The following is a 13,417-nucleotide window of genomic DNA, read 5'->3' as shown; positions in this document are numbered from 1 at the left end:
CGCCCGCGCCATCCCTCCTTGCGCGGGCGGCTGCCGATGCGTTTGCGGCGTCGGATAGCCTGGCGCGGGGTCTCTTGACGTAGAGAGACATACGGGGAGACCCCACCGCAGGACAGGGCGCGTTCCCTCCGGCTTCTCCCCCTGGCTTCTCTTCCGGGCTCTCCCCGCGCTTCGCCGGGAGGGACCACGGGGAAGAGGGACCAGGGAGTCATCCGGGACGGACCCCGCCTTCGAAACCGCCACCGCCAGGTACTACGGAGACCGCCATGACCCGCACCCCCGTCAATGTCACCGTCACCGGAGCGGCCGGCCAGATCGGCTACGCGCTGCTCTTCCGTATCGCCTCCGGCCAGTTGCTGGGCGCCGACGTCCCGGTCAAGCTGCGGCTGCTGGAGATCACCCCGGCGCTGAAGGCGGCGGAGGGCACCGCCATGGAGCTGGACGACTGCGCCTTCCCGCTGCTGCACGGCATCGACATCACCGACGACCCGAACGTGGCCTTCGACGGCGCCAACGTCGGCCTCCTCGTCGGCGCCCGGCCCCGTACGAAGGGCATGGAGCGCGGCGATCTGCTGGAGGCCAACGGGGGCATCTTCAAGCCGCAGGGCAAGGCCATCAACGACCACGCCGCGGACGACGTGAAGGTCCTCGTCGTCGGCAACCCCGCGAACACCAACGCCCTCATCGCGCAGGCCGCCGCCCCGGACGTCCCCGCCGAGCGCTTCACGGCCATGACCCGCCTCGACCACAACCGCGCGCTCACGCAGCTCGCCAAGCGGACCGGTTCGCAGGTCTCCGACATCAAGAAGCTGACGATCTGGGGCAACCACTCGGCCACGCAGTACCCGGACATCTTCCACGCCGAGGTCGCCGGCAAGAACGCCGCCGAGGCCGTCAACGACGAGAAGTGGCTCGCGGAGGAGTTCATCCCGACCGTCGCCAAGCGCGGCGCCGCCATCATCGAGGCCCGCGGCGCCTCTTCGGCCGCGTCCGCCGCCAACGCGGCGATCGACCACGTCCACACCTGGGTCAACGGCACCCCGGCGGGCGACTGGACGTCGATGGGCATCCCCTCGGACGGCTCCTACGGCGTTCCGGAGGGCCTGATCTCGTCCTTCCCGGTCACCTGCGAGAACGGCACGTACACGATCGTCCAGGGGCTGGAGGTCAACGACTTCTCGCGTCCCCGCATCGACGCCTCCGTGCAGGAGCTGTCGGACGAGCGCGAGGCCGTGCGGGGTCTCGGCCTGCTCTGACGCACGCCGCCTGACGCACACGCGCCGCGGTCGCGGCGGCCGTCGGTACGGATGAACCGGTGCCGTGCCGGTGCCGTGCCGGTGCCGTGCCGTGCGGCCGGACAACGCCAACGGGCCCGTGCGCCCCGGGAGTACACCTTCCGGAGCGCACGGGCCCGCGCCGTTCCCGGGCGTGTGCTTCCGTGACCGGAGGGGCCCGGGAAGCAGCAGGGCGGATTCCGGAAAGGCCCCGACTCGCCCTGTCCTAGGGGGAGTTCACGGATTCCGCGCACCCGGGGCGGGCGATTCCGCGGCGTTCCCGAAGCGTTATCCACAGGGGATTTCCTCCCGTGGTCGGGCGGCGCCGCCTCGGGTATGTTCAAGGCCAATCCCTGAACGGACTCTGGGGAAGTCGGGGCTGCTCATGAGTCACTCCATGCGCACACATGCTCACAGTGAGGCGACACGTCTGCTGTGCGCGGGCGCGCACTTGAACGCCGGATTCCGTCAACGCGTCGTCGACGAACTCGTCGGCCATGTCGAGCGCCCCGTCGCACCGTCGCTGGGGGTCGACGTACGGCCCGTGCTCGCGCACGCGCTCCGCGCGCGGCGGCAGGAGGCGCAGACGGCCCTCGCACTGCTCGCGGTCTGGGCGGGCTTCTTCCTCGTCTCCTTACTTCTCGCCTGGGACGTGGCGGACGACAGCTTCGGCGGCGACGCCGGCGTCTCCGCCGGCGACCTCCTCTCCAGGTCCCTGTCCGTCGGGGACGCCGACTTCTTCTCGCTGTCCCAACAGCCCACGGACTGGGTGCTGTTCTACGCGACCGTCGTGTTCTGGCTGTGGGCGGGCCGCACGATCTCGGGACGCGAGACCCGGCTGTACGGGGCTGCGCGGCCCGCCGGACGGCTGCGCTCCGCGGTCCGCCGCTCGCTGGGCAGGATCGTGACGTACGCGGCCCGTCTGTACGCCGTGGGCTACTGGATCACCGCGCTCGGCAGCATCGTGGACAACCCGTTCCCGGTGATCTTCCCGCTGCTGATGGCCGTGGTGATCTGGCTGCACCGGATCCGTGTGACGGCCCTGCTGCGTGAGCAGCTCGGCCGCGAGAGCTTCGCGACGGCGCCGCAGCCCGAACTGCCCTACTCCGAGCACTACCGGCGCATCGGCGAGGCCATCGACCGCGAACAGCACGCGCAGGTCACGCTGTACGACGCGAACCGCCCGTTCATCGGTGCCGGAGTCCCGTACAAGCCCTGGTCGTTCGCGCTGGAGCTGCGCCGCAAGAAGGAGTCGCCGGGAGCCGGCCGGTCCGGCGGTGTGCCGCCGCAGACGCCCGGCGGCGCGGCCGGGCCGGTGGCCCAAGTGCAGCCGCAGCCGGGGGAGTCGCCGCAGCCTCAGCGCTATCCGGTGCAGCCGCCGTACCCGAGCGCGATGCTCAACGCGCAGATCCCCGACACCGGCGCCGGACGGACGCAGCCCGACGCCACGGCGGAGACGCCGGGCCAGGCGTACACGGACGGGCAGGGACCGCCGGCGGACCATCTCTCCAGCCGGCACGTCCTGGAGATGATCATGCCGAAGCTGGTGGCCCTGCGCGACGCGACGGCGCGCACCAGCCGGGACAGCCTGCGCGGCCTGGAGATCGAGGAGTTCGTCTATCTGCCCGCCGGAGCCGGACGCCAGAGCGGCGTCTACTCGGAGGAGCAGATCCAGCAGCACCTTCTGGAGGCCGCCGCCGACGCCGGCGAGGCCCGGCGGCACTTCCTCCGTATCCGTGTGGGCTCCTGGCACGAACAGGTCGTGGTCTCGCTGCTCGTACGCGTCCACACCCAGGGCGGGATGCTGGTCCTGGAGGTCGTGCCGCATGTACTGGGGCCGGTCGTCGAGGAGTTCAGGGAGGTCGACGCCATCGTCGAGCGCGGCGGCGACGGTTCGCTGCGCGAGGGCGTGCTCGCGCTCCTCGCCTCGCCGACGGCGGTCGCCGCCGCCGGAATCGGCGCGGCGGGCACGCTGCTGTCGGTCGTCCGCGAGTGGCTGGCCTCCCCGGAGCACGCGGCCCCGGACGCCCCGCTGGTCTCCGTACGGGAGCTGGCGAGCACCGAAGAGCTGTCGCTGTTCCAGGAAATGGACGTCAGCCGGTACATCAAGACCGTCCAGGACAGGATCGCCAGCGGTGTACGGGACGCCCTGGAGGAGAACGGCTTCCGTACCGACCGCTTCGAGCAGCAGATCGTGAACGTACGGGACGGCGGCGTCTACATCGAGGAGATGAGCGGCGGCGCCGTGGCCACCGGGGAGCGGGGCCAGGCGCAGCACCTGGAGAGGAGCCCGGCGTGAGCCGCGACGGCGAGGACCGCGAGGGTGCGGCCCCGGTGCCGCCGGACCCGGCTCCGGATTCGACTCCGGTTCCGGAATCGGCTCCGGCCTCCGGCGGCGGGGGCGCGGTGCACATCGGCAGCATGTCCGGCGGCGCGATCGCCACGGGAGCCCACGGCCAGGCGGTCTCCCACAGCCATGCGGCCCCGCCGCCGCAGACGGACGAAGCGACGCTGGCGCTGCTGGAGGCGGTGCGGGCGCTGCGCGCGGACATGCGGGTGCTCGCGTCCTCCGGCGAGACCGCGGCCGTCGGCGGCGAACTGGACGAGATCGAGGGCGAGATCACACGTACGGGCCGTGCCGGTACGGGCAGGCTCGCCCGCCTCCGCGAACGGCTGGAGACGGGCGCGAGCGCGGTCGGCCTGCTGGCGTCGGCGACCGCGGTCGTGGAGTCCGCCGCGCAGATCCTGGGGTGAGAGTCGTGAGAGGTGAGGGCCCGTGATCCGTTTCGACCCCGACCAGCAGCGCTGGGTGGACCACGACGCGGACGTGCAGCGCACGCGGCGGCAGACGGAGTCCTCGCGGCGGCAACGGCAGGCGGTGCGGGGCACGTTGGCGGTGCTCGCGGTGTGCGGCCTCGTCTTCGGCGTATGGGCGCTCGGCTGGAAGGACGAGCCGGAGCAGCCCGACGGCGCCGATTCCTCCGTGGTCGTGCCCGACCCGGCGGCCACCACCCGCCCGGACAAGAGGGCGCCGGCGGGCGGCGACGAGGAGCCGGACGAGCCCTCGGACTCGGCGGACCCCTCCGCGTCGGACCCGCCCGAGGGCTACGAACTCTCCGCGGATCCCGAGGGGTTCAGCGTCGCCGTCCCCGAGGGCTGGAAGCGCCGCTCGGAGGAACGGGACGGCGCGGCCACGGTCTTCTACGAGAAGCCCGGCGGCTCCGAGCAGCTCCAGGTCTTCTACGTGGAGGACTCCGACCCGTACGACTCGCTGGAACTGGCCGAGGACAACGCCGAGAAGAACAAGGACTACGAGCGCGAATCCCTCGACCGCCTCGACGGCGGCGACGGCTCGGCGGCCCGCCTGGAATACACCTACGACTCGGAGAAACACGACGGCCCGCGCCGCGTCATCGACCACCGTTTCGAGGCCGAGGACGGCGAACTGTACGCGCTGGTGGCCTATGCGCCCGATGAGAAGGGCGCGGCGAAGAAGGAGAAGGAACGGCTGGACACGGCGCTGGCCTTCTTCTGCCCGACGGGTGTGGACTGCGCGAAGAACGGCGGCGGAGACGGGGACGACGGCCTCGGCGAACAGTCCCTGCCATGAGGCACGCGGGGGCGCCGGCCTCAGTCCCGGGGGAAGTCCCCTGTTTCCAGCTCCAACCCGACGGCGGTCGCCGAGAGATCGAGCGGCCTGCCGAAGGCGACCGTCAGATGGCTCTGGTAATCGTCCTTCTCGGGCTGGGTGAAGAGGTGGCACTCTCCCGCACAGGGATCGACGACGAGGAGAACGGGCACCCGCGCCGTCGCGTAGACACGCTTCTTCGCGCCGTAGTCGTTGGCCGCGGTGCTCTGCGACACCACCTCGGCGATGAACTCGATGGCCTCGATGTCCCACTGCCCGCGCTCGTTCTGCCGGGCGTCCTCGCCGAGGGCCACGACATCGGGTGCGAAGCCGTTCAGATTCCCCGGGAAGTCGAATCGCACGTCGGACTTGACCCGGCCCTTGGGATACCTGGTCCGAAGCTGTTCGACGATCCCCAGGACGATCTCCCAATGCGTGTCCCGTTGCGGCGACATGAAGACCGTCCCCTCGACGATCTCGGTCTTATAGCCCTCGGGGACGGGCATCCGCTCCAGCCGCTCGAACAGGTCGTCCAGGCTCGGCACCTCGCGCTCGGTCATCTCGATCCTGTCGATCGGTGCGATGGTCATGACCCTGTGCTCCTCCCCCCTGCCGCGCCGGTCCACGCGTGCAGCCGCGTTGTCCAACGGTACGGACGCTCATCAGGACACGTCCCCGATCGTCGCCTATGCGCCCGTCAACACCGCCTGTCCGGAACGCGAAAGATCAAGCCACGGCGCCACGCTCAAATCGTTATGAAGACCTGCACACGGCGCCAATCAGGCTCTTCGCCTTCCTGTGGCGCACTTCCCCCGTGAGGAACCCCACTTATCTGTCCCGGGCGGACATGCAACCGCCGAGACGGGGCAGGGTTCGCTCTTGTCATGTGACCAGCACAAGGCCTTATTTCAGCGTGATCGCGACGTGATTTTCTCGTGACACGATGAATCGCTTACGGCTCGGAAGGCAGTACAGAAGGTGTCCGAAATTCACAGCATCCATATCGACGGCGAGTGGCGTGCCGCGCAGTCCGGACAGACGCGGGAGATCCTCGACCCCGCGGACGCCACCACGCTCGCCGTCGTCGCCGAAGGCGGAGTCCCGGACACCGACGCCGCCGTCGCCGCCGCCCGCCGCGCCTTCGACGAGGGCGAGTGGCCCCGTACACCCGTCGCCGAACGCGCCGCGCTGCTGCGCCGCGTCGCGGACCTGCTCCAGCGCGACCGCGAGGAGATCGGCCTCGCCGAGTCGCGGGACGCCGGGAAGACCTGGGAGGAGGGCCGCGTCGACGTCGACGACGTCACCGCCGCCTTCCGGTACTTCGCCGACCTCGTCGCGGGCGAGTCCGGCGGCCGCGTCGTGGACGCCGGCGACGCGGACGTGCACAGCGTCGTCGTGCACGAGCCGGTCGGGGTCTGCGCGATGATCACGCCCTGGAACTACCCGCTGCTGCAGGCGAGCTGGAAGATCGCCCCGGCCCTGGCGGCGGGCGACACCTTCGTGATCAAGCCCTCCGAGATCACGCCGATGACCACCGTCCACCTGGTGAAGCTGCTCGCCGAGGCGGGACTGCCCGCCGGTGCGGCGAACCTGGTGACCGGCGCCGGAGACCCCGTCGGCGCCCGCCTGTCCGAGCACCCCGACGTGGACCTCGTCTCCTTCACCGGCGGCCTCCTCTCCGGTACGAAGGTCGCCCGCGCCGCGGCCGACGGCGTGAAGAAGGTGGCCCTGGAGCTGGGCGGCAAGAACCCCAACGTCGTCTTCGCGGACGCCTGCGCCACCGACGAGGGCTTCGACACCGCCGTCGACCAGGCGCTCAACGCGGCCTTCATCCACAGCGGCCAGGTCTGCTCCGCCGGCGCCCGCCTCATCGTCGAGGAGTCGGTGCGCGAGCGCTTCGTCAGCGAGGTCGCCGCCCGCGCCCAGCGCATCCGGCTGGGCCGCGGCACCGAGGAGGGCGTCGAGTGCGGGCCGCTGGTCTCCGCACAGCAGCTCGCCAAGACCGAGGCGTACGTCGCCTCCGCCCTCGACGAGGGCGCCGTGCTCCGCAGCGGCGGAGAGCGTCCCGCGCCCTCCGACGTACGGCCCGCCGAGGGCTACTTCTACTCGCCGACCGTCCTCGACAACTGTCACCGGCGCATGAAGGTCATCCGGGAGGAGACCTTCGGGCCTATCCTCACCGTCGAGACCTTCCGTACGGAGGACGAGGCGGTGGCGCTGGCGAACGACACCGAATACGGCCTCGCCGGCGGCGTCTTCTCCGCGGACACCGCCCGTGCCCGCCGCGTCGCGGCCCGTCTGCGGCACGGCACGGTGTGGATCAACGACTTCCACCCCTATCTGCCGCAGGCGGAGTGGGGTGGTTTCGGCAAGTCCGGCGTGGGCCGCGAGCTGGGCCCGCACGGACTCGCCGAGTACCGCGAGACCAAGCACGTGTACGAGAACCTGCGCCCGGCACCGGTCCGCTGGTTCTCCGGCTGACGGAGCACCGCACCATGCCCTCGTCACCTCCGTCCGACCACGTGAACAGCAAGGAGCACGACACGGAAATGGCCAGCCACGACACGTCCAGCTACGACTACGTCATCGTCGGCGGCGGCACGGCCGGCTCGGTGATCGCCGCACGGCTCACCGAGGACCCGGACGTGACCGTCGCCGTCATCGAAGGCGGACCGTCGGACATCGACCGGCCCGAGGTGCTCACCCTGCGCCGCTGGCTCGGCCTGCTGGGCGGCGAACTCGACTACGACTACCCCACGACCGAGCAGCCCCGGGGCAATTCGCACATCCGGCACAGCCGCGCCAGAGTGCTCGGCGGCTGCTCCTCGCACAACACGCTGATCTCCTTCAAGCCGCTGCCGTCCGACTGGGACGAGTGGGAGGCCGGCGGTGCGAAGGGCTGGGGCGCCGCCGCGATGGACCCGTACTTCGGCAAGCTGCGCAACAACGTCGTGCCCGTCGGCGAGCAGGACCGCAACGACATCGCCCGCGACTTCATCGCGGCCGCGAAGGACGCTCTGGACGTCCCCGAGATCGACGGCTTCAACAAGCAGCCGTTCCACGAGGGCGTCGGCTTCTTCGACCTCTCGTACCACCCGGAGACCAACAAGCGCTCCTCCGCCTCCGTCGCCTACCTCCACCCGCACATCGAGGCCGGCGACCGCCCGAACCTGGAGATCCTCCTGGAGACCTGGGCGTACCGCCTGGAGGTGGCCGACGGCACGGTGACCGGCGTGCACGTACGCGCCGCCGACGGCACGGAGCGGCTGCTCTCCGCGAGGCGCGAAGTCCTCGTGTGCGCGGGCGCCGTGGACACCCCGCGGCTGCTGATGCACTCCGGCGTCGGCCCGCGGCAGGACCTGGAGGCGCTGGGGATCCCCGTCGTACACGACCTGCCGGGCGTGGGGGAGAACCTGCTCGACCACCCCGAGTCGGTGATCGTCTGGGAGACGGACGGACCCATCCCCGACAACTCCGCGATGGACTCCGACGCCGGACTCTTCCTGCGCCGGGACCCGGAGTCGGCCGGGCCCGACCTGATGTTCCACTTCTACCAGATCCCGTTCACGGACAACCCCGAGCGGCTGGGCTACGAACGCCCCCCGCACGGCGTCTCGTTGACGCCCAACATCCCCAAGTCCCGCAGCCGCGGGCGCCTTTACCTCACCTCCGCGGACCCGTCCGTCAAACCGGCCCTGGACTTCCGGTACTTCACGGACGAGGACGACTACGACGGCCGCACCCTCGTCGACGGCATCAAGGCCGCCCGGCAGGTCGCCCGCACCGAGCCCTTCGCGCGCTGGCTCAAGCGCGAGGTATGCCCCGGCCCGGAGGTCACCTCCGACGAGGACATCAGCGAGTACGCCCGCAAGGTCGCGCACACCGTCTACCACCCCGCCGGCACCTGCCGGATGGGCTCGGCGGACGACGCGCTCGCCGTCGTCGACCCCCGGCTGAGGGTGCGCGGCCTGCGGGGCGTACGCATCGCGGACGCCTCCGTCTTCCCCACCATGCCCGCGGTCAACCCGATGATCGGCGTGCTGATGGTCGGGGAGAAGGCGGCCGACCTCGTACGTGAGGACTCCGCCTCCGCCGCCACCGCCGCCGGCAGCGCCGCCCGCGACGGCGCCCACCCAGACGATTCACCCACTGCGACAACGAATCCGACTACGGCACCGGGAGGTGTTGCGTGATGTCCGAGACCAGCGAGTCCGCCCCGGTCACCCCGGTGTTCTCCGTCCGCAATCTGTGGAAGGTCTTCGGCCCGAAGGCACATCGGGTGCCCGGCGACAAGGAACTCGCCGGGCTCTCCGCCGCCGAACTGACCCAGCGCACCGGCTGCACCGCGGCCGTACGCGACGTCTCGTTCGACGTACGCAAGGGCGAGGTCTTCGTCGTCATGGGCCTCTCCGGCTCCGGCAAGTCCACGCTCGTGCGGTGCCTGACCCGCCTCATCGAACCGACCGCGGGCGTCCTGGAGATGGAGGGCGAGGACGTACGCGCCATGGACAAGCACCGGCTGCGCGCACTGCGCCGCCACCGCACCGCCATGGTCTTCCAGAACTTCGGCCTGCTGCCGCACCGTACGGTCACCGACAACGTTGCGTACGGCCTGGAGATCCAGGGCGTCTCCAAACAGGAACGCCGGGCCAAGGGCGCCGAGATGGTGGAGAAGGTCGGCCTGCAGGGCCTCGGCGACCGCCGCCCCGTACAGCTCTCCGGCGGCCAGCAGCAGCGCGTCGGCCTGGCCCGCGCCCTGGCCGTCGACCCCGAAGTCCTCCTGTTCGACGAGCCGTTCAGTGCGCTGGACCCGCTGATCCGCCGGGACATGCAGGAGGAGGTCATCCGGCTGCACCGCGAGGAGGGCCGGACGATGATCTTCATCACGCACGACCTGTCCGAGGCGCTGCGGCTGGGCGACCGCATCCTGCTGATGCGGGACGGCGAGATCGTGCAGCTCGGCACGCCCGAGGAGATCGTCGCCAACCCGGCGGACGACTACGTCCGCGACTTCGTCCGCGACGTCCCCCGCGAACAGGTCATATCCGTGCGCCGTGCGATGCGTCCCGCGGAGAAGGCGGAGACCAACGGCGGCGCCGAACTCTCCCCGGACACCCTCGTCTCCGACGCGATCGAGGCCATCGCACGCAGCGGTGAGAACTTCCGCGTCGTCGACCACGGCCGGACCATCGGCGTCGTCGACCACGCCTGTCTGCTCAACGTCGTGGCCGGTCTCGACGGCGACGACGACGGCGAGGGCGACGCGGGCAAGGACAAGGAGGTGGCCGCGGTATGAGCAATCGCCGTGCGGCGCCCGCCCCGTGGCAGGCCCGTTCCGAAGACGGCTCCGGGGCGGTGAGGCCGGTATGAGCACCCCCACCCTCTCCGAGCAGGACGAGAAGAAGCCCGCCGACGCCGTCCCCGGGCACCGGCAGGACAGCCCGGCGGGGCAGCAAGTGCCGGGCCCCCTCGCGGTGTTCGCGCGCAACCCCAAGCTGCTGGTGCTGCTGCTCGCCGTCCTGGTCGTGATCGTCAGCGCGGCGGTCTCGGGCTCCGGCATCTGGCCGCAGAGCTGGACGGTGGACATCAAGTCGCCGCTCAACGACTTGGACAACTGGCTCGTCGACAACCGCGAGAAGAGCCCGATCTTCCTCTACTTCCTGCTGCACATCAGCAACGCGGCCGAGTCGTCGGTGGACGCCATCGTCAGTCTCTTCGACTCGATGGGCTGGATCGGCGTCACGGCCGTCGGCACGCTGGTCGGCTGGGCGGCCGGAGGTTCGGACCTCTCCCGTCGCGCACTGCGTACGGGCGGCACCACGCTCGGCGTCTTCATCGCCTGCGGCGTGCTGAACATGTGGCAGCCCACGATGGAGACGCTGGCCCTGATGACGGTGGCCGTCTTCGCCTCCGCTGTGCTGGGTCTGCTGCTGGGACTCGGGGCCGGCCTCTCCGACCGCTTCGAGCGGATGTTGCGGCCCGTCTTCGACACCATGCAGGTCATGCCGGCCTTCGCGTATCTGCTGCCGCTGCTGCTGATGTTCGGCGTCGGCATACCGTCCGCGCTGATCGCGACGGTGATCTATGCGGCTCCGCCGATGGCCCGCCTCACCTCGCTCGGCCTGCGCAGCGCGGACCCGGCCGCGTTGGAGGCATCGGCATCGCTCGGCGCCAGTTCCTGGCAACGGCTGTGGACGGCCCGGCTGCCGCTGGCCCGTAAGCAGATGATGCTGGGTCTCAACCAGGCGATCATGATGTGCCTGTCGATGGTCGTCCTCGCCTCCCTCATCGGTTCGGAGGGACTGGGCGACGAGATCTACCAGGCACTCGGCAGCCTCGACGTCGGCACAGCGCTCACCGCGGGCATCGCCGTCGTGCTGATCGCGGTGCTGCTGGACCGTACGACCGCGGCGGCGGGGGAACGGCTGGACGCGACCGTGACCGTCGGCGCGACGCGCCTCATGGCGCGGGTGCGGATGGCCGTGTGGGGGCTGATCGTCGTCCTGATCGGGCTCTTCGCCGCGATCGGTTCGTCCCTGGGCGAGCGCGAGTGGCCGGACGCCTGGACGGTGGACCTCACACGTCCCCTCCAGAGCGCAGTCGACTGGCTCACCTCGACGATCGGCTCCGGCATCCCGGTGCTCGGCGGCACGATCACCTGGGCCAAGGGCTTCACGATCTACGTGCTCAACCCGCTGCGTACAGGTCTGGAGACCACGCCGTGGTGGGCCCTGGCTCTGTTGGTCGCGGTCGTCGGCTGGATCGTCGGTACGTGGCGGGCCGCGCTGACCGGTGTCATCTGCATCGGCCTGATCGGCGTGATGGGTCTGTGGGAGCTGTCGATGGACACGTTCTCGCAGGTGATCGCGGGTCTGGTGGTGACCGTCGTGATCGGCGTCGTCTTCGGCGTCCTCGCGGCACGTATCGAGCGAGTGGAGCGGATGCTGCGTCCCGTGCTCGACACGATGCAGACCATGCCGCAGTTCGTGTATCTGATCCCGGTGATCGCGCTCGTCGGCCTCAGCCGCAGCGCGGGCATCATCGCGGCCGTCATCTACGCGTGCCCGGCGGTCATCCGCATCACCGCGCAGGGGCTGCGCTACGTCGACCCCGCGGCGATGGAGGCGTCCCGTTCCCTGGGGGCGACGAGCAGGCAGCAACTACTGGGCGTGCAGCTTCCGTTGGCGCGCAAGTCGCTGCTCGTCGGCGTCAACCAGGGTGTCGTGCTCGTGCTGTCGATGGTCGTCATCGCCGGCCTGATCGGCGGCGGCGCGCTGGGCTACAACGTCGTGCAGGGCCTGTCCAAGGGCGACCTCTCGCAGGGTCTGCCCGCGGGCATCGCCATCGTCTGCCTCGGCATCATGCTCGACAGGATCACCCAGCCCGCCGGAGCGCGCTCCCGTGAGTAGGCGCCCACACAACGCCCCCCACCCCGACGGAAACGTCCACCCCGAGAAGAGAAAACAGGTCACAGACATGAGGAACAAACAGATACGCGCCACTCTCGTCGTCGGCGTCAGCATGGTCACTGCGCTCTCCCTGTCCGCGTGCGGCAAGGCCGACACCAGTAGCGACAGCGGGGGGAGCGGTGACAAAGTCGTCCTCGCTGAACCCTCCTGGGTCGGCGCGCAGGCGAACGCCGCCGTCGTGAAGAAGCTCCTGGAGGACGAGCTCGACGTGAAGGTCGAGGCCAAGCAGATGGACGAGCCCGTCGCCTTCGACGCGCTCGACAGCGGCAAGGCCAGCGCCATCCTCGAGGACTGGCACGGCGTACCGAAGAAGCAGAAGAAGTACGTCGACGAGAAGAAGACCGTCGTCTCCGGCGGCGACCTCGGAGTCGTCGGGCACATCGGCTGGTTCGTGCCGAAGTACTACGCGGACAAGCACCCCGACATCACCGACTGGAAGAACCTCAACAAGCACGCCAAGGACTTCCGTACCTCCGAGAGCGGCGACAAGGGCCACTTCATCGGTGCCGCACCGTCGTACTCGCAGCACGACAAGGAACTGATCAAGAACCTCAAGCTCGACTACAAGCACATCCCGAGCGGTGCCGAGGCGGCACAGCTCAAGGAGATCCAGCGGCTCTACGACGCCAAGAAGCCCTTCCTCACCTACTGGTGGGAGCCGCAGTGGATGAACAACAAGATCGACATGACGGAGATCAAGCTCCCGAAGTACACGCCGGGCTGTGAGGAGCCCGCCGCGAAGGCGAAGTGCGGCTACGAGACCAACCAGTTGGAGAAGTTCCTCAACGCGGACTTCGCCAAGGGCAACAGCGACGCCGCGAAGTTCATCAAGAACTTCAAGTGGACCACCAAGGACCAGAACGAGGTCGCGGGTGACATCGCCGGCAAGAAGATGAAGCCGGAGGACGCCGCCGAGAAGTGGATCAAGGCGAACAAGTCCACGTGGGAGAAGTGGATCCCCAAGAAGTGACGCGACGGCGCCGCCACTGAGGCACGCCCACGCTCACGAACAGCGCGAGGGGCCGGGAGACCAAGCGGTCTCCCGG

Annotated in this window: 10 protein-coding genes; 9 read left to right on the top strand and 1 reads right to left on the bottom strand. The window is 70.0% G+C overall.

What is annotated here, in order from left to right:
* The first annotated feature begins 266 nt into the window (after positions 1-266).
* From AN218_RS02790 to AN218_RS02775, 4 genes are all read left to right on the top strand, one after another.
* A complete protein-coding gene (locus AN218_RS02790) occupies positions 267-1,256 on the top strand; it encodes a malate dehydrogenase (RefSeq protein ID WP_070014976.1) in 990 nt (329 codons plus the stop codon).
* Positions 1,257-1,671: 415 nt separating this feature from the next.
* Complete coding sequence (locus AN218_RS02785) at positions 1,672-3,573, top strand: hypothetical protein (protein ID WP_070014973.1); 1,902 nt, start codon at positions 1,672-1,674, stop codon at positions 3,571-3,573.
* Positions 3,570-4,028, top strand: coding sequence for a hypothetical protein (locus tag AN218_RS02780; protein ID WP_079131755.1), 459 nt, complete (start codon positions 3,570-3,572; stop codon positions 4,026-4,028). The genes AN218_RS02785 and AN218_RS02780 overlap by 4 nt, the downstream gene beginning before the upstream one ends.
* 22 nt (positions 4,029-4,050) lie before the next feature.
* On the top strand, positions 4,051-4,884 hold the full coding sequence (locus AN218_RS02775) for a hypothetical protein (protein ID WP_070014971.1): 834 nt from the start codon (positions 4,051-4,053) through the stop codon (positions 4,882-4,884).
* A 20-nt stretch (positions 4,885-4,904) separates the two neighbouring features.
* On the opposite strand, the gene AN218_RS02770 is transcribed toward AN218_RS02775, so the two are convergent.
* Positions 4,905-5,492 carry a Uma2 family endonuclease gene (locus AN218_RS02770; protein ID WP_070014970.1) on the bottom strand — a complete coding sequence of 196 codons (588 nt, stop codon included), beginning with the start codon at positions 5,490-5,492 and terminating at the stop codon, positions 4,905-4,907.
* A gap of 388 nt (positions 5,493-5,880) precedes the next feature.
* Between AN218_RS02770 and AN218_RS02765 the strand changes: the two genes are divergently transcribed.
* From AN218_RS02765 to AN218_RS02745, 5 genes are all read left to right on the top strand, one after another.
* A complete protein-coding gene (locus AN218_RS02765; protein WP_070014969.1) occupies positions 5,881-7,383 on the top strand; it encodes an aldehyde dehydrogenase family protein in 1,503 nt (500 codons plus the stop codon).
* Between the two features lie 68 nt (positions 7,384-7,451).
* On the top strand, positions 7,452-9,095 hold the full coding sequence (locus AN218_RS02760; RefSeq protein ID WP_079131758.1) for a GMC family oxidoreductase: 1,644 nt from the start codon (positions 7,452-7,454) through the stop codon (positions 9,093-9,095).
* A complete protein-coding gene (locus AN218_RS02755; protein WP_070014967.1) occupies positions 9,095-10,198 on the top strand; it encodes a quaternary amine ABC transporter ATP-binding protein in 1,104 nt (367 codons plus the stop codon). Before AN218_RS02760 ends, AN218_RS02755 begins: the two co-directional genes overlap by 1 nt.
* Before the next feature lie 70 nt (positions 10,199-10,268).
* Positions 10,269-12,311: an ABC transporter permease gene (locus AN218_RS02750; RefSeq protein WP_070014966.1), complete on the top strand. Its 2,043-nt coding sequence runs from the start codon at positions 10,269-10,271 to the stop codon at positions 12,309-12,311.
* A gap of 67 nt (positions 12,312-12,378) precedes the next feature.
* Positions 12,379-13,341, top strand: coding sequence for an ABC transporter substrate-binding protein (locus tag AN218_RS02745; protein ID WP_070014964.1), 963 nt, complete (start codon positions 12,379-12,381; stop codon positions 13,339-13,341).
* Positions 13,342-13,417 lie beyond the last annotated feature (76 nt).

Source organism: Streptomyces nanshensis, from assembly GCF_001751255.1.
Lineage (GTDB): Bacteria > Actinomycetota > Actinomycetes > Streptomycetales > Streptomycetaceae > Streptomyces > Streptomyces nanshensis_A.
Note: the sequence above shows the minus strand (reverse complement) of the source record. Positions and strands in the feature narration are given on the sequence as shown.

Coding starts and splice junctions, on each gene's coding strand:
- AN218_RS02755 (WP_070014967.1), top strand. CDS start 9,095: ATGTCCGAGACCAGCGAGTCCGCCCCGGTCACCCCGGTGTTCTCCGTC.
- AN218_RS02770 (WP_070014970.1), bottom strand. CDS start 5,492: ATGACCATCGCACCGATCGACAGGATCGAGATGACCGAGCGCGAGGTG.
- AN218_RS02785 (WP_070014973.1), top strand. CDS start 1,672: ATGCGCACACATGCTCACAGTGAGGCGACACGTCTGCTGTGCGCGGGC.
- AN218_RS02790 (WP_070014976.1), top strand. CDS start 267: ATGACCCGCACCCCCGTCAATGTCACCGTCACCGGAGCGGCCGGCCAG.
- AN218_RS02760 (WP_079131758.1), top strand. CDS start 7,452: ATGGCCAGCCACGACACGTCCAGCTACGACTACGTCATCGTCGGCGGC.
- AN218_RS02745 (WP_070014964.1), top strand. CDS start 12,379: ATGAGGAACAAACAGATACGCGCCACTCTCGTCGTCGGCGTCAGCATG.
- AN218_RS02750 (WP_070014966.1), top strand. CDS start 10,269: ATGAGCACCCCCACCCTCTCCGAGCAGGACGAGAAGAAGCCCGCCGAC.